The 20,593-nt window shown below is 63.1% G+C and carries 19 protein-coding genes; 10 read left to right on the top strand and 9 right to left on the bottom strand.

Annotated elements, in window-relative coordinates; genetic code table 11:
- Positions 1-630, top strand: coding sequence for a class I SAM-dependent methyltransferase (locus tag AAFP29_RS11410; RefSeq protein WP_419217485.1), 630 nt, complete (start codon positions 1-3; stop codon positions 628-630).
- Here AAFP29_RS11410 and AAFP29_RS11415 read toward each other — a convergent pair.
- From AAFP29_RS11415 to AAFP29_RS11425, 3 genes are all read right to left on the bottom strand, one after another.
- Complete coding sequence (locus AAFP29_RS11415; protein ID WP_419217486.1) at positions 608-2,809, bottom strand: heavy metal translocating P-type ATPase; 2,202 nt, start codon at positions 2,807-2,809, stop codon at positions 608-610. The genes AAFP29_RS11410 and AAFP29_RS11415 overlap by 23 nt on opposite strands.
- 4 nt (positions 2,810-2,813) lie before the next feature.
- A complete protein-coding gene (locus AAFP29_RS11420; RefSeq protein ID WP_419217487.1) occupies positions 2,814-3,098 on the bottom strand; it encodes a DUF1490 family protein in 285 nt (94 codons plus the stop codon).
- A gap of 94 nt (positions 3,099-3,192) precedes the next feature.
- Complete coding sequence (locus AAFP29_RS11425; protein WP_419217488.1) at positions 3,193-4,185, bottom strand: zinc-binding alcohol dehydrogenase family protein; 993 nt, start codon at positions 4,183-4,185, stop codon at positions 3,193-3,195.
- A gap of 68 nt (positions 4,186-4,253) precedes the next feature.
- Between AAFP29_RS11425 and AAFP29_RS11430 the strand changes: the two genes are divergently transcribed.
- Both AAFP29_RS11430 and rlmN read left to right on the top strand, forming a co-directional pair.
- Positions 4,254-4,892 carry a TetR/AcrR family transcriptional regulator C-terminal domain-containing protein gene (locus AAFP29_RS11430; RefSeq protein ID WP_419217489.1) on the top strand — a complete coding sequence of 213 codons (639 nt, stop codon included), beginning with the start codon at positions 4,254-4,256 and terminating at the stop codon, positions 4,890-4,892.
- Positions 4,893-4,897: 5 nt separating this feature from the next.
- Positions 4,898-6,004, top strand: coding sequence for a 23S rRNA (adenine(2503)-C(2))-methyltransferase RlmN (gene rlmN, locus AAFP29_RS11435; RefSeq protein WP_419217490.1), 1,107 nt, complete (start codon positions 4,898-4,900; stop codon positions 6,002-6,004).
- Between the two features lie 75 nt (positions 6,005-6,079).
- Here rlmN and AAFP29_RS11440 read toward each other — a convergent pair whose 3' ends face one another.
- Positions 6,080-6,361 carry a DUF2631 domain-containing protein gene (locus AAFP29_RS11440; protein ID WP_419217491.1) on the bottom strand — a complete coding sequence of 94 codons (282 nt, stop codon included), beginning with the start codon at positions 6,359-6,361 and terminating at the stop codon, positions 6,080-6,082.
- A 128-nt stretch (positions 6,362-6,489) separates the two neighbouring features.
- On the opposite strand from AAFP29_RS11440, the gene dxr reads away from it, so the two are divergent.
- From dxr to AAFP29_RS11460, 4 genes are all read left to right on the top strand, one after another.
- Positions 6,490-7,653, top strand: coding sequence for a 1-deoxy-D-xylulose-5-phosphate reductoisomerase (gene dxr / locus AAFP29_RS11445; protein ID WP_419217492.1), 1,164 nt, complete (start codon positions 6,490-6,492; stop codon positions 7,651-7,653).
- A 65-nt stretch (positions 7,654-7,718) separates the two neighbouring features.
- Positions 7,719-8,945, top strand: a complete 1,227-nt coding sequence (locus AAFP29_RS11450) for a M50 family metallopeptidase (protein WP_419217493.1) — start codon at positions 7,719-7,721, stop codon at positions 8,943-8,945.
- A gap of 18 nt (positions 8,946-8,963) precedes the next feature.
- A complete protein-coding gene (ispG, locus tag AAFP29_RS11455; protein ID WP_419217494.1) occupies positions 8,964-10,151 on the top strand; it encodes a flavodoxin-dependent (E)-4-hydroxy-3-methylbut-2-enyl-diphosphate synthase in 1,188 nt (395 codons plus the stop codon).
- A gap of 51 nt (positions 10,152-10,202) precedes the next feature.
- Entirely contained in the window at positions 10,203-11,039 is an 837-nt protein-coding gene (locus AAFP29_RS11460; protein ID WP_419217495.1) for a GNAT family N-acetyltransferase, read from the top strand.
- An 11-nt stretch (positions 11,040-11,050) separates the two neighbouring features.
- On the opposite strand, the gene AAFP29_RS11465 is transcribed toward AAFP29_RS11460, so the two are convergent.
- Positions 11,051-11,647 (bottom strand): TetR/AcrR family transcriptional regulator, encoded by a 597-nt coding sequence (locus AAFP29_RS11465; RefSeq protein WP_419217496.1) that lies wholly within the window; start codon positions 11,645-11,647, stop codon positions 11,051-11,053.
- Entirely contained in the window at positions 11,616-13,190 is a 1,575-nt protein-coding gene (locus AAFP29_RS11470) for an MFS transporter (RefSeq protein WP_419217497.1), read from the bottom strand. The genes AAFP29_RS11465 and AAFP29_RS11470 overlap by 32 nt, the downstream gene beginning before the upstream one ends.
- A gap of 116 nt (positions 13,191-13,306) precedes the next feature.
- On the opposite strand from AAFP29_RS11470, the gene AAFP29_RS11475 reads away from it, so the two are divergent.
- Positions 13,307-15,115, top strand: a complete 1,809-nt coding sequence (locus tag AAFP29_RS11475) for a penicillin-binding transpeptidase domain-containing protein (RefSeq protein ID WP_419217498.1) — start codon at positions 13,307-13,309, stop codon at positions 15,113-15,115.
- Between the two features lie 34 nt (positions 15,116-15,149).
- Here AAFP29_RS11475 and AAFP29_RS11480 read toward each other — a convergent pair whose 3' ends face one another.
- The 3 genes from AAFP29_RS11480 to AAFP29_RS11490 are packed head-to-tail and all read right to left on the bottom strand — an operon-like array spanning position 15,150 to position 18,033.
- A complete protein-coding gene (locus tag AAFP29_RS11480) occupies positions 15,150-15,938 on the bottom strand; it encodes a heme ABC transporter ATP-binding protein (protein ID WP_419217499.1) in 789 nt (262 codons plus the stop codon).
- Positions 15,932-16,960, bottom strand: coding sequence for a FecCD family ABC transporter permease (locus AAFP29_RS11485; RefSeq protein WP_419218075.1), 1,029 nt, complete (start codon positions 16,958-16,960; stop codon positions 15,932-15,934). The genes AAFP29_RS11480 and AAFP29_RS11485 overlap by 7 nt, the downstream gene beginning before the upstream one ends.
- Before the next feature lie 44 nt (positions 16,961-17,004).
- Complete coding sequence (locus tag AAFP29_RS11490) at positions 17,005-18,033, bottom strand: heme/hemin ABC transporter substrate-binding protein (RefSeq protein WP_419218076.1); 1,029 nt, start codon at positions 18,031-18,033, stop codon at positions 17,005-17,007.
- Positions 18,034-18,148: 115 nt separating this feature from the next.
- On the opposite strand from AAFP29_RS11490, the gene map reads away from it, so the two are divergent.
- The gene (gene map, locus AAFP29_RS11495) at positions 18,149-19,027 is read left to right on the top strand and encodes a type I methionyl aminopeptidase (protein WP_419217500.1); all 879 of its coding nucleotides are present in this window, start codon (positions 18,149-18,151) and stop codon (positions 19,025-19,027) included.
- Positions 19,024-20,565, top strand: coding sequence for a cobyric acid synthase (locus AAFP29_RS11500; protein WP_419217501.1), 1,542 nt, complete (start codon positions 19,024-19,026; stop codon positions 20,563-20,565). Before map ends, AAFP29_RS11500 begins: the two co-directional genes overlap by 4 nt.
- The last annotated feature ends 28 nt before the right edge of the window (positions 20,566-20,593 follow it).

Below are 20,593 nucleotides of genomic sequence, written 5' to 3' on the forward strand. Positions count from 1 at the left end.
ATGACCAAAGTTACTCCAATTGAACATGACTATCTTCCGGCAGCCGGACGCGACGCTCTGCTGCCCCTATACGACGCGATGACAAGGCTCTACGGCGCCAGGTGGGCGCATCGCCGGCTCGTGCGCCGTGCTGATTTGTCGTCGGGTTTGCGGGTGCTCGAGATTGGCTGTGGCACCGGCAACCTCGCGGTAGCGGCAAAGCGCTCACAACCCGGCATCGCACTCACCGCGCTCGATCCCGATCCACTTGCTTTGCAGCGGGCACACCGTAAGTCGGTTGAGATCGACTTCGAGCGAGGGTACTCACAGGAATTGCGATTCGCCGACGGCGTATTCGATCGGGCCTTGTCGGCGTTCATGGTGCACCACCTCGACGACGAGTCGACGAAAAACACTGTGGCCGAGCTATTTCGGGTCATCAGGCCGGGCGGGGCAGTCCACATCGTCGACTTCGTGGAACTTGGGCATACCTTCGCTCGTCGCGACCAACCCACCTTCCGCTCTGCACCTGAGGTTTCCAAGCAGCTGACTGACGCCGGGTTTGCCGTCGAGAAGCCCGAAGTGGTGCGCCGACGAATGCTGGGTACCGTCGCCTTCTACGCTGCGATCAAGCCCGCGACTGATCAATGAGCGTACGCGGCAGTTCGGTCGGTTCAACCCGGTAGCGGATCAGCCGAGAACTGTTGAGCACCACGGCAACTGACGACGCGTTGTGCAATATGGCCGCGAGAACCGGCGACAGTGCGCCACCGGCGGATACCAACAGTCCCAGGGCGTTGACGGCGATGGACATTCCGTAGTTCTGGCGAACCACGTCGACCGTATGTCGCCCGAGATCGCCGACGTCGAGGAGTTTGGTGAGATCGTCGGCGGCAAGTGCGATATCGGCCGTTTCGACGGCGACATCGGTGCCCGCGAGCCCCATCGCGATGCCGAGGTCGGCCGCGGCCAAGGCCGGTGCGTCGTTGATTCCGTCCCCGACCATCGCTACTACGTGGCCCTGGTCTTGCAGCCGGCGAACCTCGGCGAGTTTGTCGTCGGGCAGGACTTCTGCCTGCCATGACGTGATGCCGAGTTCGGCGGCGATTGCGGCGGCGGTCTGCGGATGATCGCCGGTGACCATACTGATCGCGGTGATTCCCGATTCTCGAAGCCGGGCAAGGGTTTTCGCAGCTTCCGGGCGAACTTCGTCGCGAAGACTCAGAAGGCCGACGAGTTCGCCATCCACAGCCAGGAGCAGGGGTGTTTCGCATTGGGTGCGGAGGCTTTCCACCCACATTGCCGCGGCGTCGGATACCGCCACCTCGTGTCGTGCGAGCAGTGCGGGGCTGCCGAGAAGAATCACTCGGCCGTCATCCGCGCGGGTACGCATCCCGAGGCCGACGATTACCTCGCACTCGGCGTGCGATGGAATCTCGATGCGACGCTCTTCGGTTGACCGAATCACGGCCTCTGCCAACGGATGTCGGGAGTGAATTTCTGAACTGGCCGCGTAGGCGAGAATCTGCTCGGGAGTCCAGACGTCGTCGAAGGCGATGACGTTGGTCACCACTGGACGGCCGACGGTGAGGGTGCCGGTCTTGTCGAAGACGATCGCGGTGACTCGTCCCGCGGCTTCCAAATGCGAACCGCCCTTGATCAGGATTCCGCGGCGGGCGCCGTTGCCGATCGCACCACTGATCGCGGTAGGAGTGGATAACCCGACCGCACACGGGCACGCGATGAGCAACATGGTCATGGCCCGGCGCAGGTCGCGGGTGACCAGCAGAGTCAGTGCGGACAGTGCGAATGAGGCTGGTACAAAACGTCGGGAGAAGCTGTCGCCGACGGTTTGGATGGGAGCACGGTCGTGCTGAGCTTCTTCCACGCGTGCGATCACCCGGCCGATGGCGGTGTCGGCGCCGACCGCTGTCGCGGTCACCACCAGCCGACCGGACATCACCACCGATCCAGCGTGTACATCGTCACCAATCGACTTGGACACCGGAAGATTCTCGCCGGTCAACGCCGATTGATCGACCGCTGCATCGCCGTCGACGATCATGCCGTCCACTGGAATCGCGACGTGTTCGTGAATCACGACGGTGTCGCCGACGCGGACGCTGTCGAGCGGCACTTGAACCTCGGTGCCCTCGTCAGTCCGTAACCAGACCGTGTCGGTGTTGCCGCGCAAGAGATCTGTGATCGCCCGTCGGGTCCGGCGCAGCGTGAGTTCTTGCAGGAATTCGCCAATGTTCAACAGCCACAGCACCGTAAGCGCGACGACGTTCTCCCGGAGTAGCAGACTCGCGACGGTCGCAGCAGAGACCAGAGCGTCGGTCCCTGCTCGTCCGCCGCGCAGCGAGCGAACCGCGCCGCGCAGGAACGGATAGCCGGAGAAGATCGTCACGCCGGTGGCAGCGGTGCGCGACAAAGGGCCCAGCAATGGGGGACGGCGCAGTCCATACCGACGCAAGCCGAGAAGTACCAGTGCGACGGCACCCGAACCCATTCGGACCAGGTCGCCGCTGGAGACGTCGGCTGAGTGTGGTGTCTGCCGGGCGATGGAGTCGAGGTCGGCGGTCAGGCCATCGCGGATCGCGGTCAGCAGTTCGTCACGTGCGACGGTTCTTCGGTGCCAGATGACGACTGAGCCGGATCGTCCAAAGGCGTGAACCGCGCGAACTCCCTGGACCGCTCCAACCGATTCTTCGACGGCGACCGCGCGGCGGTCGGACGCACGGACGAGTTCGGGAATGACGATACGTAACCGTCCGGCGGCCGCCGAGCACACCCGGTGCGCGAGTTCAGTTTCGAGGGCGTGCGCCACCGGATCAGTGTTCGTGGTCGTGGGCGTCGGCCGCCACACCCGGAGGCGCGGATTCCTCGCCGATTTTCTCTTTCGCCTCGGCGAGAATGTCGGCAGCCTGCAGTCGTACGTTTTCGGCGACTTCCTCGGCGCGCCGGGTACCTTTCAGTCCCCACGCGGTGGCGAGTACCGCGCCGTCGCGCAGTGGTGCGCTGGCCAGTGCTTTGCGGGCCGCGTCGTAGGCAACGGCGCCGAGAAGCCCGGTGGCGACTGCCGATCCCGCTCTTGCCAATAATGCGTGCAGGGCCATGAATTCGGTTCCTCCTACGTCGACTATTTATTGAAAACGCTTCCCAAGAAGATACCGCATTCCCGGCGGCGATGCCCAGCTTCTGCGCGTTCAGTCAGTTCGGTGTGACTACCGCACGGGTGTCGCTCGAGGTTGTCCAGGCGGTGTCGATCTCAGGCAATGGATATGCCGTGTACGGGATATGCACTGCGCCGCTTGCGATTTGGCCGATAAATTCGGGTAGTCGGCGGAGGATCTCGGGCAGGGGAGTGCCACCGAGGCCGCTTCCGGACAGGGTGTAGCCACGGCTGCGCAGTAGTGCCCCGGGCACCTTCGCGTCAGCTCCGGCCATTGTGCCGATTTCGATATGGGTGACCTCGAAGTCGTCGGTATCGAGACTTGGGTGGCCCAACGCGGCGAAGGCCGACTCGGCCACCGAACCCCACACGAAGTCGATGACGGTTGTCGGCGGTTGCCCGCGCAGGGTGGCGGTGATGGCCTCAGCGTCGGTGCCCGGCCCATCCGCACCCAACGTGACGATATGCAATCCGCTTGTCCCGGTGGCGTTTAGGTGTTGGTCAGCCCGGTCGGCGAGGACTTCGGTCTGCCGGCCAACAGCCACGACCCGCTTCGCTCCGAGAGCGAAGGCGTTGTCGATGGCTATGCGGCCGGCCATTCCGGTAGCCCCCAAAATGAGAACGGTTCCCAAATCGCCGTCGAGGTGGTCGGCCCGGCGGGCCAGTGGAATCCACGACGCCAAGCCGGGATTGCATCCGGCGGCAACCGCCAGTGGATCTGTCCCTTCGGGGAGTTCGCAGCTGAATGCGGCGGGGACCGCCAGTCGTTCGGCCATCGTTCCCCACGGGGCATCGACGAACCCGGTGTAGATGAGGCGGCCGTCGGCTGTTCGTGCGACCGCGTCTACACCCGGAACCGCGGGCCAGTTGCCGTCGCTGCTGTAGTGCTGGCCGGAGATTCGCGAGCGAACTATTGGATGGATTCCGGCGGCGACCAGGTCGACGATGATGTGCCGGTCATCGACCCGAGGCTCGGGAAAGTCGGAATACGTCGGGGTCGCATTCGGCGTGGACACGACAGCTGCCTTCATTTGAATTCTCCTTAACAAAGTTAAATTGGCTATGACCAGCATTCTCTAACGGTGTTAAAGTGTCAAGCGTGCCGCAAAGACTGACTCGTCAAGTGATCGTCGCAGCCGCCTTCGACGTCCTGGATGCGGTGGGAATCGAAGGGCTCACGGTCCGGGCGCTTGCCACTCGACTGGGCGTCAAAGCGCCGGCCCTGTACTGGCATGTCGAGTCGAAGCAGGCGCTACTGGACGAGATGGGCACCGAAGTGGTGCGACGGATCGGAAGTCGCGTGGCCGCATTGCCGGGCGACGTCGACTTCACAGGCGCATTGCGCGGATACGCCGAAGCCATGCGCGCGGAGTATCTGCGACACCGGGACGGCGCACGAACATTTAGCGGAACACGACTCACCGACCCGGAATTGCTCCGCACTCAGGAGGACAGCCTGCGTACGTGGGTCGAACAGGGAATTGTGCTGGAGGCCGTCATCGACGCCTTCGAGATCGTCACGTCCTTCGTCGTCGGATTTGTGATCGAAGAACAGGAACGGGCGGACGCGTCGAGATATTCACTCGATGACCGAGATGCGATCGTCGGAGCCGATCGTCCGCTCACAGTTCAGGCAGGACATCACATCTTCCGACCGTCGGAACGGCGATTCGATGACCAATTGGCCGTGGTGGTCGACGCGGTGTCGCGAAACACACTCCCGGACATGGGACAATAGGAATCATGACTTCACTGCCACTGGTTTTCGACGCGCCCAAGCGTGGCAAACCGCCAACCCATTTCGCCGACCTCTCGGCGGACGAACGGGTTGCGGCGGTGGCGAAACTGGGACTGCCGAAGTTCCGGGCGAACCAGTTGGCCAAGCAGTATTTCGGCCGACTCAACGCCGATGTCGAAGAAATGACCGACGTCCCCGCTGCCCAACGTGCCGACGTCGGGACGCAGCTGTTTCCGACGCTGATGACCTCGGTACGAGACGTCTTCACCGATGACAATTCCACGCGAAAGACATTGTGGCGCTTACATGATGGCACTCTGCTGGAGAGTGTTCTGATGCGCTACACCGACCGCAATACGCTGTGTATCTCCAGCCAGGCCGGCTGTGGAATGGCGTGCCCGTTCTGCGCGACCGGACAGGGTGGCCTTGATCGGAATCTGTCGACGGCCGAGATCGTTGACCAAGTGCGGTCCGCGGCGCGTGCGTTGCGTGACGGCGAGTTCGGCGAGCCGGGCCGACTGTCGAATGTCGTGTTCATGGGAATGGGTGAGCCGCTCGCGAATTACAAACGCGTCGTCGATGCGGTCCGCAAGATCATCTCACCGGCTCCCGACGGACTGGGGATCTCGGCGCGTTCGGTGACCGTATCCACCGTTGGACTCGCGCCGGCGATCCGCCGGCTCGCCGACGAGGGGCTGTCGGTCACTCTCGCGGTGTCACTGCACACCCCTGACGACGAACTGCGGGACACATTGGTGCCAGTCAACAATCGCTGGTCAGTCAAAGAGGTGCTCGACGCCGCACGCTATTACGCCGACACCTCCGGTAGGCGAGTGTCCATCGAATACGCGCTCATTCGTGATGTGAATGACCAGCCGTGGCGCGCGGACCTGCTCGGCAAGAAGCTACATAAGGCACTTGGCTCGCTGGTGCATGTGAACCTCATCCCACTGAATCCGACGCCGGGGTCGGAATGGGACGCCAGTCCTAAACCCGTGGAAAAGGAGTTCGTCCGCCGAGTGCGCGAACAGGGCGTTTCCTGCACCGTGCGAGATACCCGTGGCCAGGAGATCGCGGCCGCGTGCGGTCAGTTGGCGGCCGAAGAGGCGTAGGGGACCGCGAAACCAATTATCCCCGGCACCGAATCGGTGCCGGGGACGATTATCTTAAGTGGGTGTGTGCGAGGCTCAGCGCTGCCAGCGGCGACGCGAGGGGATGGAGTTCTTGATCAGGAAGAACGCCAACACCGCGGCGAACCCGATTAGGTACAGGTCCTCGACCTTGCCGTGGTGATTGCCGATCATCATCGCCAGCAGAAATACGACGAACAGCCAGCCGATGACCATGAAGGATTTGCGACCTTGTCCATGCCAGCCGAATCGCGCCGACGGTGCGTCGGCGGGCTCGCGCTTCCAGCCGGTGTCGATCGACGCGTGCGAATCGTGTTCCTGCACTGCGGTTTCAGCCACGATCAACTCCTGTGAACTCCGGGATCGTCGCGGATATGCGACGGTCTGTAGTAGGTCGGTCTACAGCATAACCGGACCCACCGCATCGCGGTGCGAAGGGGGATGGCTGCGTGGGTGAGAATAGGTGGGTGACTCCCGTCGAATCGCGCACCAGCGTCCTCATCCTTGGTTCAACCGGATCGATCGGCACCCAGGCACTCGAGGTCATTGCCGCCAACCCGGAACTATTCGAAGTTGTTGGGTTGGGAGCCGGTGGTGGGAACGTCGAACTGCTGATTTCGCAGGCGAAGGCATTCGGAATCGGAGCCGGCGCAATCGGCGTCGCTGATCCGGGCGCCGGTGCGAGAATCGGTGACGCCCTCGGCGGCACAGTGCTGACCGGCCCGGCGGCGATGGCCGACTTGGTCGAGGCATGTCCGGCCGACGTCGTCCTGAATGCCGTCGTCGGGTCGCTGGGTCTCGCGCCGAGTATCGCCGCGCTGCGCTCGGGCGCGCGACTCGCGTTGGCCAACAAGGAGTCGTTGGTCGCTGGCGGGTCGCTAGTCCTCGACGCCGCGGCACCCGGCCAGATCGTGCCGGTCGACTCTGAACACTCGGCCATCGCTCAGTGCCTGCGAGCCGGAACCGCTGGCGAAGTTGATCGATTGGTGCTGACGGCGTCGGGTGGACCCTTTCGCGGCTGGACGCGTGAACAGCTCACCGATGTCACGCCTGAACAGGCCGGGAAGCATCCGACCTGGTCAATGGGGCCATTGATCACCCTTAACTCGGCAACGTTGGTCAACAAGGCACTCGAAGTCATCGAGGCGCATCTGCTCTTCGACGTCGACTACGATCACATCGACGTCACCGTCCACCCGCAATCGATCGTGCACTCGATGGTCACGTTCGTCGACGGCGCGACGGTCGCGAAGGCGTCGCCGCCGTCGATGAAACTGCCGATCGCGTTGGCGCTCGGCTGGCCCGACCGCGTGCCCGGAGCCTCGGTGGCCTGCGACTTCTCCACCGCATCGGAATGGACGTTCGAGCCGGTCGACAACGCCGTGTTTCCGGCAATCGAGCTCGCGCGCGATGCCGGTCGACGTGGCGGAAGTCTCACCGCAGTGTTCAACGCGGCCAATGAAGCGGCCGCGGACGCGTTCTTCGCAGGTCGGATTGCCTTTCCGCGAATCGTCGAGACCATCGCCGATGTCGTGTCCGAGGCGGATCAATGGGCCAATTCACCAGGTAGTCTGGAAGAAGTGTTCGCAGCCGATACGTGGGCCCGACGCCGGGCAGCCGAGATCGCATAGGTGGCGAGCCCGTCGAGATCCTTTGGCAGCCCCGAAAGTCGGCGTGAGAGAGAGTTGACCAGCGAGTGAGTTTTGTGGTGGGCGTCGTGCTGTTCGCCGTGGCGCTGCTGTTGTCAGTCGCCTGGCACGAGTGCGGTCACATGTGGGCCGCTCAGCGCACTGGTATGAAGGTGCGGCGGTTTTTCGTCGGCTTCGGTCCAACCATCTGGTCAACCCGCCGGGGCGAGACGGAATACGGCTTCAAAGCGCTGCCCCTTGGCGGATTCTGCGATATCGCAGGCATGACGCCGTATGACGAGATCGACGAGGCCGACCGCCCGCGCGCGATGTACCTGCAGAAACCGTGGAAGCGGGTCGTCGTCCTGTTGGCCGGTCCGGCGCAGAATTTCATCCTTGGCTTTGTCCTCATCTACGTGCTCGCGGTCGGCTGGGGATTGCCGATCCTTAACCCCGATCCGGTGCCGGCGAAGGTCACCGAAGTCACCTGTGTGCCGTCGAGTACGACCATCTCGAAGACGGCCGCACCTCAAGCGGCACCCTGCACGGGCTCAGGACCTGCGGCGGCGCAGGGCCTGCGTGCGGGCGACACGATCGTCGCGGTCAACGGCAAACCGGTATCCGACTACAGCCAGGTATCCGACCTGATCGGAAAAGGTGGCGGACCCGTTGCAGTGACCGTGGATCGAGCCGGTCAGCGGTTGAACTTCACCGTCGTACCGCAGGTCACCACCGTCATCTCCAAGTCGTCGACGGAAACGAAGTCCGAACAGATGCACCGGATTGGCGTCGGGTTTACTCCGCCGCCGAGTTGGGCTCATTACAATGCGGCCAGCGCCATTCCCGGCACATTCGTTTTCACCGGTGATCTGGTCAACGCGACCTGGGATGCGTTGTTGTCGATGCCCTCGAAGGTGGGCAAATTATGGACGGCGGTTACCGGCGGTCAACGTGCCATGGACACGCCGATCAGCGTGTACGGCGCATCGGTTGCGGGGGGACAGGCCGTCGAACATGGCGCCTGGGAAGTCTTCCTGCTCCTGCTGATCAGCATCAACTTCTTTCTCGGGCTATTCAATTTGGTGCCGCTGCTCCCACTCGACGGCGGGCATATCGCGATAGTCGGATATGAGAAAGGCCGCGACACCGTTCGACGCTGGTTCGGTCGCACCGCGCGTGGTCCAGTCGACTACATGAAACTGATGCCGCTCACATATGCGGTGGTGATCGTTCTCGGTGCGTTCATGGTGCTGACGTTGACAGCTGACATCGTGAACCCCATCCCGCTCTTCTGACATACGAAAAGACATGAGATGACTGACAACCTCGCAACATCCGCACCCGTGATCGGCTTGGGTATGCCAGCTGGCCCACCGCCGGTGTTGGCTCCGCGCCGCGTGACGCGCCAGTTCAAAGTCGGCAGCGTTGGAGTCGGTTCGGATTCGCCGATCTCGGTCCAGTCCATGACGACGACGAAGACTCATGACATCAACGCGACTTTGCAGCAGATCGCCGCCCTTACGGCGTCGGGCTGTGACATCGTGCGGGTCGCGTGTCCACGCCAAGAGGACGCCGAGGCATTGCCGATCATCGCGAAGAAGTCGAAGATCCCGGTCATCGCCGACATCCACTTCCAGCCGCGCTACATCTTCGCCGCGATCGACGCCGGATGTGCCGCCGTCCGCGTGAACCCCGGCAATATCAAGGAATTCGACGGTCGGGTGAAGGAAGTCGCGCAGGCGGCCGGTGACGCGGGTATTCCTATCCGGATCGGCGTCAACGCGGGTTCACTCGACCCCCGCCTGCTCAAGAAATACGGTAAGGCCACGCCGGAAGCCCTCGTCGAATCCGCGCTGTGGGAAGCGGGACTGTTCGAGGAACACGGCTTCGGCGATATCAAGATCTCGGTTAAACACAACGACCCGGTGATCATGGTGGAGGCCTATCGGCAACTCGCTGCGCAATGCGACTACCCGCTACACCTCGGCGTCACCGAAGCCGGTCCGGCGTTTCAGGGCACCATCAAGTCGTCGGTGGCCTTCGGTGCATTGCTGTCGCAGGGCATCGGCGACACCATCCGCGTATCGCTGTCGGCGCCACCGGCCGAAGAGGTCAAAGTCGGCGATCAGATCTTGCAATCGCTGAATCTGCGGCCCCGCAAACTTGAGATCGTGTCCTGCCCGTCGTGTGGTCGCGCGCAGGTCGACGTCTACAAGTTGGCCAACGAGGTGACCGCGGGCCTCGAAGGTATGGAGGTTCCACTGCGTGTCGCAGTGATGGGCTGCGTGGTAAACGGTCCCGGCGAGGCCCGCGAGGCCGACCTCGGCGTAGCTTCCGGTAACGGGCGCGGCCAGATCTTCGTCAAGGGCGAAGTGATCAAAACGGTGCCCGAGTCGCAGATTGTCGAAACATTAATTGAAGAAGCGCTGCGCATCGCGGAACAATCAGGTCAGGATGGTGACGGAAGTTCCGTCGGGCCGCCGGTCGTCACCGTCGGCTAGGTCACGACGACGGCGCGTGTCGCGTGCCACGGTAGGGATGAGGTGTCGGGAGTGTTGAAGCTTCTGGGTGAGCGGTCGCTAGGTGCGGCCGACGCCGCCGCGGTCATTCGGGCCCTCGACGCCGACCCAGTGGGTACCGCGATGGTTGCCGCGCGGGTGGAAGCGCATGGCATTGAGCCACGCTCGCTTGGCGGGCAGTTGTGGAGTGCCGGTGATCCCGCCGCATCCCTATGTTTCAACGGTGCAAATCTAATTCCGTTGCGTGGCAACAATTCTGACATGAACTATTTCGCGGATCGGGCGTTGGCGACGCCGCGTGCCTGTTCGTCGATAGTTGGCCACGCTGAGTTCATCGAGCCACTGTGGTCGATCCTCTGCCCCGCCTGGGGTCCCGCTCGCGAGATCCGCGGCAATCAGCCATTGATGGCATTACAGAACGAATTGCTCGTCCCTCCCGACCCGCAGGTGCGAGTGGTGACACCGGACGATCTAGAGGCATACGTGCCGGCAGCCGTGGAGATGTTCATCGGTGAGGTCGGAGTGGATCCATGTGCCGGCGACGGAGGCCGCGCCTATCGACGTCGACTGACGGCGCTGATCAATTCACACCGGGTCTTCGCGCGTTTCGACGGCCCCGACATTGTTTTCAAGGCGGAGATCGGCTCCCTGTCCCGACGAGTCGGGCAGATCCAAGGCGTCTGGGTTGCACCGCATCTGCGTGGTCATGGGTACGGGGTTGGCGGCACTGCCGCGGTTGCTCAGGCGGTACTGGACAACGGGCGGCTGCCCAGCTTGTACGTGAACGACTTCAACGGTCGGGCCCGAAATGTTTACCAGTCGGTTGGCTTCAGTCAGGTGGGGACGTTCGCGACGGTGCTGATCGACTGACAGGGGAAGCACTACTTCGCGGATCGCGAAATAGGCAATCCCTGCTCGAAGAGATCAGCGAGCACACGCATGGTTTCCGGGTTCAACTCGGCGCCGTTGCGGCTCACTTGATCGACGGCGCCGATTATCGCCCCGACCATTGCTCGTACGGCCAGTTCGTCGACGGGTACGGTTGCCTGTTCGGTTATCGATCGGACCAATTGGTCAGCGGTGCGCTCGGTCGCGACTGCCTGTGCCGCACGCAGGCTGGCCGATGATTGCAGCAGCCGGCCGCGTTCGACTTCAGTACTGCGCGTGTCGTCGTCCAACTCGCTGAAGATCCTCGCGCCGATTCGGAGAATCTGTGCGGCGGGGTTGCTCCCCGGCTCGATGGGTGCCATGTTGGCGAGGAAGACGGCGTCGTAGTCATCCTCGATGACCAGCGCCTCTTTGGTTGAGAAGTATCTGAAGAAAGTCGCGGGAGACACTTCGGCCGCTTCGGCGATTTCGGCAACTGTGGTGTTGTCGTAGCCCTTCTCCCGGAACAGCTCGTAGGCGACTTTGCGCAACGTGACACGAGTCTTGCGCTTTTTGCGCTCACGGAGTCCGAGCTGATCGATCTTCGGCATTGCCTTCGCTTTGCTCGGCGTTGGGGGTTTCGGTTCGCGACGGTTCAGTCGCGGGTTGCTCGCCACGGTTCGATTGTGCCGGAATCAACAGACATAAGACCATCAGGATCGCCGCAAATCCGACGCCGAGGACGCCGGCGACGGCGATGCCGTGTTCATACGCGCTCACAACACCTGGCACTACGCCGGGCGCCGTGTGACGAAGTTGTTCGGTGACAGCCACCACGTTGCCGGAGGCGACGTCGCGTAGAGCTGCGGGCAACTCGACGTCATGCAGCCGACCGGAGTACACCGTCGCAACAACGGAGCCGAATACCGCGACGCCGAGTGCCGCCGAGATCTGCCTAGTCGATTGCAGCAGCGCCGAGCCTGACCCGGCGTCGTTAACGTCTAAGTCGTTCATTGCCATCCCCATCGCAAGCGGCAGGATTGATCCGAGTCCGACACCGAGTAACACGGTGATCACCAGGTAGGTCACTGTCCCGCCGTCGGCACTGACCGCCTGCACCGCGCTCGACGCGCCAAGTAGCGCGATTGATGCCATGGCGACGGCACGGGCATTGAATCGCTGCACCGCTCGGCCGCTGATCCTGGTGCCGACGATCAGGCCCAGCACGACCGGCAACAGCCGCAACCCGACGCCGAGCGCATCGGCGTCGAACGCGACCGAAAAGACTTGAGCGAGTTGGAATGTCACGCTTGCCAGCAACACCATGGTGGCCGACGCCAACACTGTCCCGGCGAGAAAACCGCGGCGGGCGAACAGGGTCAAGCGCACCAGCGGAGTCGGCGTTCGCAGTTCGTGCCGAATGAAAATCCCCATGGTCACTGCGGCTGCCGCGAGCAGCGCGGCGAATTGTGCTGAGGTCCAGCCTGATTCGCCAGCTTGCGTGAACGCGGCGACAAGGGCGCCGAATCCGACGATGGATAGTGCTGCTCCGAAGACATCGAACCGTGCGGTTGTTCGGCTCCGGGTATTGGGGATCAGGAACCAGACCGCGACAGCGGCGATTGCCGCGATAGGCACATTGATGAGGAATACCGAACCCCACCAGAAATGCTGCAGCAGAAAGCCTCCCAGGATTGGGCCAAGCGGCATACCTGCCGCCGAAGATGCCATCCAGATGCCTAGCGCCCGGTTTCGCTCGGTTGTGTCGGGGAACAGGTCGGGGAGCACCGCCATCGACATCGGCATGGCCGCAGCGGCGCAGATCCCAAGGGCGACCCGGCCACCAATGAGCAGTTCGGGAGTGGTGGCGAACGCGCACAGTGCCGATGACGCCCCGAATCCGATCAGGGCGAGTGCCAGCAGTCGTCCACGTCCTAATCGGTCGCCCAGCGCTCCGAACGGAATCATGAACGCGCCGAGGGCAAGTGGGTAAGACGTGGTGATCCATTGAAGTTCCGTGGTGGAAGCGTCCAGGTCACGCGCGAGGGTTGGTAACGCGACAGTCAGGACCATTGTGTCCAGGCCGATGATGAGCATCGCGAATGCCAGCACCGCGAGGGCGGTCCACGGCGAACGATTGTGTGGTTGAGGCACGAAGTCTCCTAAGTGAGAGTGTATCGAAAATGATAGTGACTCTCACAATGTCATTTGTCAACCACGACAGTGTGGCAACCCGACGGTGCCGCTCAGTCGCCCTAAAATCATTGACGATGATGAGAATTCAGCGACGTGGCGCCACGGTCACGACCCTGGTGGCGTGCGTCGCGATGCTTGTGGGAATGACCGCGTGTTCGACGTCCGACGATGGTCCGCGTCAGGCCGTCCAGCGATTCCTGACTGAGTTCGCGGCCGGTGATGTCGCTGCTGCGGCAACGCAGACCGATAACAAAGTCGCGGCGGAACCGGCCATGCGCAGCGTGTGGCGCGGACTTCAGGCGAGCGAGATGACCGCAACCGCTGGTAAGACGCAGATCAACGCCGATACCGCGAACGTCGAAGTGACCTACACCTGGAAGCTCCCGCGTGGGCGGGAGTGGACGTATAAGGCGCCGGTCGTCGCGGGCCGTACCGATGGTGGTTGGGGCGTCCGTTGGACGTCGACCGATATCCATCCGGATCTGGGCGCGAACCAGAAACTGGTCTTTCAAGTCACCGAAGCACCGCGAGCAGCGGTCAACGAGGCCGATGGATCGGCCGTGATGATCAACGGCACGATGGTCGGCGTCAGCTTCGACGCCAAGGCAGCAGCCGACGCGGGCGGCAATGTCGTCGACTCGGTTACTCGCCTGCTGGCCGCGGTCGGGCGGTTCAACCCGTCACTCGCGGCGCAGACCGTCATCGAGCAGTCCACCGCGAGTGAGGATCCGTATCCCATTGCGCGCCTGAGCAATGCGGACTTCGACCGGCTGCGTGACCAGCTCGCCATCCCGGGTGTGATCGCCACCGATCAGGCGGAATTGACCGCGACCGACAAACAGTTCGCACCGGCGCTGCTCTCGCAAGTGAAGAAAGAAGTCGGTTCTGAACTTGAAGGCACCGTCGGCTGGCGGATCGCGGTGGTCAACCCGAATGGTTTGGTCGCCGACATCGTGTCGGAGAATGCCGCGAAACCCGCACCGGCGGTGACGCTGACACTGTCCAAGCGGATGCAGCGCGCGGCGCAGACGGCGGTCAACGGCAGTTCGCGATTCAAGACGGCGATGGTGGTCATCCAGCCGTCGACCGGAAATATTCTGGCGATCGCGCAGAATCCGTCGGCTGACCGGGACGGACCGATAGCCACCACGGGTCTGTATCCACCGGGTTCGACGTTCAAGATAGTCACGGCGTCGGCGGCGATCACCCACAACCTGGCGCACCCGGCCACGCAGGTGCCATGCCCCGGCGAGATCCAAATCGGGCCACGCCTCATCCCGAACTACGACAAATTCTCGTTGGGTACGGTCTCGATGTTGAGCGCTTTCGCGAACTCGTGCAACACCACATTCGCCAAACTCGCCAGCGAAATGGGGCCGGCCGACCTTGCGAGTATGGCCGCGGCGATGGGACTTGGCCGCAAGTACACGATCGCCGGACTTGACGCGGTATCCGGCTCGGTGCCGATCGCGCCCGAACTCGTCGCTCGCAGTGAGGATGGCTTCGGTCAGGGCAAAGTTCTTGCCAGCCCGCTGGGAATGGCCTTGGTAGCCGCGACGGCCGCGCACGGGTCGGCGCCGACGCCCCAGTTGATCCTCGGCAGGACCACGAAAGTCGAAGGGCCGCAACCTACTATCGCAGCGGGTGTGATCGACCAGCTCAGGTCAATGATGCGCGCCGTGGTTACCGAAGGTACCGCGACAGTCGTCGCTGGGCAGGGAGCGGTATTCGGTAAGACCGGTGAGGCCGAATTCGCCGGCGGTTCACACGCGTGGTTCGCCGGTTATCGGGGCGATCTGGCGTTCGCGACCTTGCTTGTCGGTGGTGGAGACTCGACGAATGCCGTTGCCGTGACTAGGGATTTCCTGTCGATGTTGGGCTAGGCCCAGTTGAGTGCCTCCTAGAGCGCTACTGAGCTCACTCCCGTCGCGGCACGATCACCGACTGACCGGTACGCGGGTGCGCGATGATTTCCACCGGGTGGTCGTAGATTTCCGACAGTAGCGTGTCGGTCAGCACCGTCTCGGGGGTGCCGATCGCGACGATCCGTCCCGATTTCATCAAGGCCACCCGGTCGGCATATGCGGCAGCGAGTGAAAGGTCATGTACCACAATGAGTATCGCCACACCGCGATCGCGGGCACGCCGCAGGACCTGAAGTGTCGCCTCTTGATGGGCGATGTCGAGGGCAGCGGTTGGCTCGTCGAGCAGCAGTACCGGTGTGCGCTGAGTCAATGCGCGAGCCAACGCGACGCGCGCTTGCTGTCCGCCGGACAGCCGGGATACCGGACGATCCACGAGATCGGCGAGGTCACAGTCGGCGACCGCATCGTCGATGATTTGAGCCGAGTCGGCTGCCTGTGGGGTGCGCAACCACGGATAGCGGCCCATCTCGACGACTTCGCTGACAGTGAAGCCGATATCGGGTCGATTATGTTGTGTCACAACGGCTCGACGCCGACCCATCTCTTTCGCCGATAGAGCGCCGACGGTGTCGCCGCATAACTCGACCTGGCCCGACGACGGTGCGCGAAAGCCACCCAATGCCGACAACAGGGTCGACTTGCCGCAGCCGTTGGGACCGACGAGCGCGACAATCTCCCCGCTGGCCACCGACAACTCGACATCGGAAACTATTTCGCGTCCGTCGAGTGTGATCGAGACATTATGTGCGGCAAGAACACTAGCTCCGTCGGCGATCACCACGACGCCCCTGCGTTACGGCTGCGACGCAGCAGAATGAAGAAGGCTGGCCCACCGATCAACGACGTCAGCATGCCAAGAGGTAGGTCGGCGCCGGTCATCATCGTTCGGGCCGCAAGGTCGGCTGCGGCGATGACGAGCGCACCGCCGACAACGCTGGCGGGTAACAAGATTGAGTGACGCGGCCCGACGATCAGTCGCATCACATGGGGTATCACCAGCCCGACGAACATGATGATTCCGGTGAACGCGACACCGGCTGCGGTCAAGATGGCGACCAGCACGATGGTTTGCCGCCGTACCGACTCGACGTCGACGCCGAGAGATGCGGCTTGGACTTCGCCCAAGGCGAGCAGATCGAGTTTGCGAACCAGCAGGAATGCGGCCCCGACGCCCGCGACCACCAGGGGCAGTACCACCCAAATGGCGCCCCACGTCGACGCCGTCAGTGAGCCCAACTGCCAGAAGACGATCTGTTCGCGAGCCGCGGTCGACGCGAGAAACGTGAAGTAGGCGATGATGCCGAGCGCGAAGGCATTCACGGCGATTCCGGTGAGTACCAACATGATCGACGACGACGTACCGTTGCGCAGCGACATAAGGTAGACGGCGGCCACGGTGATCAGCGCGGCGACGAATGCCGCCGCGGCCAGCAGCCAGCCGTTCACCCCGACACCGCCGATCACGATCACGGCGCAGGCACCGACTGCGGCGCCCGAGGACACGCCGATGACGCCGGGTTCGGCGAGTGGGTTGGCCAATACGCCCTGCATCAGGCAGCCGGCAGTACCTAGCGCGGCACCGATCAAGAGCCCCAAGATGATTCGCGGCAGCCGAATGGTCCACAGGGTGTGCTCACCCTGCGGATCCGCTGGCATCGGCCCCACCTCAACCCGGAAATGGTGGGCGATGCTGCCGAGGACCTCGGCGGGGGAGATGTGGATCTGCCCGGTCCCGGCCGAGATGACGACCACCACGACGGTGAGCACCAACAATCCGACGAGAATTCCTGCGCCACGGGTGATTCTGGGGACCGAGCGGCCAGTCTTCTTCTCGACGGTGGCAGCGGTCACTGGTAGATCGATTTCGCGAGGGCCTGCAGTACCCGCCCGACGTCGGGGCCGAAGGACAGAATCTCGGTCTCGTCCATCGAGACGATGCGTCGTGCTTTGCCCGCATTGGTGTCCGATAGGCCCGGCAGCTTCAGGACGCCGTCGATGCCGCCAACCGAATCCGCGCCCTGGCTCATCACCAATATGACGTCAGGGTTGGCATTCGCCAGAGCCTCGGCATTGACGGCGGTGAAAGCGCCGGTGAGACCCGAAGCGGTGCCCGCGTCCTGGCCGCCGAGCGCAGCGACGAGATTGTCCGCGCCGGAATTGGGCCCGGCGAGCAGAATCAGCCGCGGTCCGCGGATATAAAGGAATGCCATTCGAGGATCACCGGTTGGCGAGGGCAGGGCGGCGCGCATAGCGTCGATCTGGGACTTCGTCCGAGTAACAAGTTTCGCGCCCACGTCGGGTACACCGAGCGCCGTGGCGACCGAAGCGATCAATGCCGGCGTCGATTCGATTGTGCGAGTAGAGCTGAACGCGACAACCGGAATCCCCGATGAACGGATCTGCTCGACGGCCTGCGGTGGGATGGTTTGCGAGTCGATCAGTACAACGGAGGGGTTGAGCGCCAGAGTGGCCTCAGCGTTGAGGCTGTGTCCGCGATTGGTGACGAGGGGAAGTGTGGCCGCCTGCGGGAAGGTTGTCGACATATCACGGCCGACGACGCGGGAACCCAGGCCGAGCGAGAAGACGATATTGCCCAAGGTGCCATTGCGATCGACGGCGACGATGCGACTGGTGTCGGTAACCGTGACCTTGCCCGCGGGGTGCGATCCGGTTGCCACGGAATCGGCGGTGGCAGGCAGTGCCGGCACCGGGTCATTCGCGATGGGGACGACGGCCGGCCCGTCGAGCGTCGCTGTCGAAGGGCCTGATCGGAGTCGTGACGTTGCCGACGATGATGCGCCGCCGTTGTCGAGGGGCGCGGTCGTGCAGCCGGTCAGTACGAGAATCGTTGCCACCACAGTGCCGACGGCTAGCAGCAGGGGTTTCGCAGGTCTAGATATGGCTCGCACTCGATCCACCTTAGTCACCGGTGTGGTGGCCCTAACTTCGGTTCGATTCGACCCGGCATTTCGGAGGATTACAGTAGAACCCATGTCTGCACCCTCTACCCACCGGCAGCCACTCGTACCCGGAAAATTGTCGCCGACTCGCCGTGTACCCGACGACATCGAGCGTCCGGAGTATGCCTGGAAAGATTCGGTCAACGAAGGCTCCGAGCCGTGGGTGCAAACCCCGGAAACCATCGAGAAGGTGCGAGTGGCGAGCAAGATCGCGGCCAACGCGCTGGCTGAGGCCGGTCGTGCGGTTGCGCCCGGAGTAACCACCGATGATCTCGATGGAATTGCGCACCAGTACATGATCGATCATGGCGCTTACCCATCGACGTTGGGCTACAAGGCTTTTCCGAAATCGTGCTGCACCTCGCTCAACGAAGTGATCTGCCACGGCATCCCGGATTCGACGGTGATTCAGGACGGTGACATCGTCAACATCGACGTCACCGCCTATATCGACGGTGCACACGGCGACTGCAACGCCACCTTCCTCGCTGGCGATGTCTCACCGGACGCGGCCGATTTGGTCGAACGGACCCGCATCGCGACCGAGCGGGCAATCAAAGCCGCCAAACCCGGTCGCGAGTTGAATGTCATCGGCCGAGTCATCGAGTCCTATGCGAACCGCTTCGGCTACAACGTCGTTCGTGACTTCACCGGCCACGGCATTGGTGAGACATTTCACAACGGTTTGGTAGTGCTGCATTACGACGAGCCCAATGTGTCGACGGTGATCGAACCCGGAATGGTCTTCACGATCGAGCCCATGATCAACCTTGGCGGACTTGGTTACGAGATATGGGATGACGGCTGGACGGTCGTAACGTCGGATCGACAGTGGACCGCGCAGTTCGAGCACACCCTGGTTATCACCGAAGAGGGACCAGAGATTCTGACTTTGCCCGACCCGGTGTGACGCCTGGGCCGTTCGCCAAATCGACCGGAGCCGTACTGGTCGGCGGCACAACCTCCGATGCCGGCAAGTCGCTCGTCGTGGCGGGCCTGTGCCGGGCGCTTGCCCGCGCGGGTGTGCGGGTTGCGCCATTCAAGGCGCAGAACATGTCAAATAACTCGGTGGTCACACTCGACGGCGGCGAGATCGGTCGAGCCCAGGCAATGCAGGCGCAGGCATGCGGCCTGGAGCCGTCGGTGCGGTTCAATCCAGTACTGCTCAAACCCGGCAGCGACCGCCGATCGCATGTGGTGGTCATGGGTGAGACGGTCGGCGAGGTCGGCGCAGTTGACTATGCGTCGTGGCGAAATCGGTTGCGCGGCATTGTGGTTGATCAGCTGACGTCACTACGCGAGGATTTCGACGTGGTCATATGCGAAGGTGCCGGCTCGGTCGCCGAGATCAACCTGCGGACATCGGATATCGCGAATATGGGTTTGGCGCGGGCCGCTGGCCTGCCGGTGGTGTTGGTATCGGATATCGATCGTGGCGGATCACTCGCGCACCTGTTCGGGACGACCGCGATCCTCGACGCGGATGACCAACAGCTCATCGCGGGGTATCTGGTAAACAAGTTCCGCGGCGATCCGGCATTGTTGGCGCCGGGGCTCGACTCACTGCGTGCCTTGACCGGCCGACCGACTTTGGGTGTCATCCCGTTCGCCGAGGGGTTGTGGCTCGATGCCGAGGACTCGTTGGGTGTCGCGGTGGGGCGCAGGCTTGGGCCGCCGGGCGACGACGTGGGTCAGCGACTGAGCGTGGCGGCAATCCGACTGCCCAGGATTTCCAATACGACCGACGTCGACGCGTTGGCGTGTGAGCCGGGTGTTGATGTTGTGTGGGTCGACGACGCGGCGTCGGTCGCCGCTGCTGACCTGGTGATACTGCCGGGAACGCGAGCGACGGCAAATGATCTTGCCTGGCTGCGACGTCGGGGACTGGATGAGATGCTCTCGCGGAGAGCGCGAAGAGGTGCTCCGATCCTCGCGGTGTGTGGCGGCTTCCAGATGCTGTCACGGGAGATCTTCGACGACGTCGAGTCGGGGACCGGGGTGATAGCCGGGCTCGGGCTACTGAAACAGCGGATCGTATTCGCGGCGGACAAGACGCTGCGCCAGGTGAGCGGCTTCTCGGTGGAGGCGCGAATCCCATTGCACGGCTACGAGATTCACCACGGTCAGGTAGTCGAGAGTGGTGAGCGGGCGTGGCTGGTTGATGCGGACGGGGTCGAAGAGGGCGCACGACGCGAGGGTATCTGGGGCACACACTGGCATGGTGTGCTGGCCGACGACGCCTTTCGCCGGGTGTTTCTTCGTCAGGTGGCCGATGCTGCGGGCAAAGTTGATTTCGTGGTCGGCGAGGTCAGCTACGACGGCCTGCGAGAACAGCAATTGGATCTGATCGCGGATCTGTTGGCGGCGAACACTGACTTGACGGCGATCGCCGGCATCATCTCGAGTGGTCCGGGGAACAGACCGGTGATCCGGAGCGGACTGGAATAGCCGGGCTGCCGGAGGCGGCACTCGCTAC

The sequence above is a fragment of the Gordonia sp. CPCC 205333 genome (assembly GCF_048537885.1).
GTDB lineage: Bacteria > Actinomycetota > Actinomycetes > Mycobacteriales > Mycobacteriaceae > Gordonia.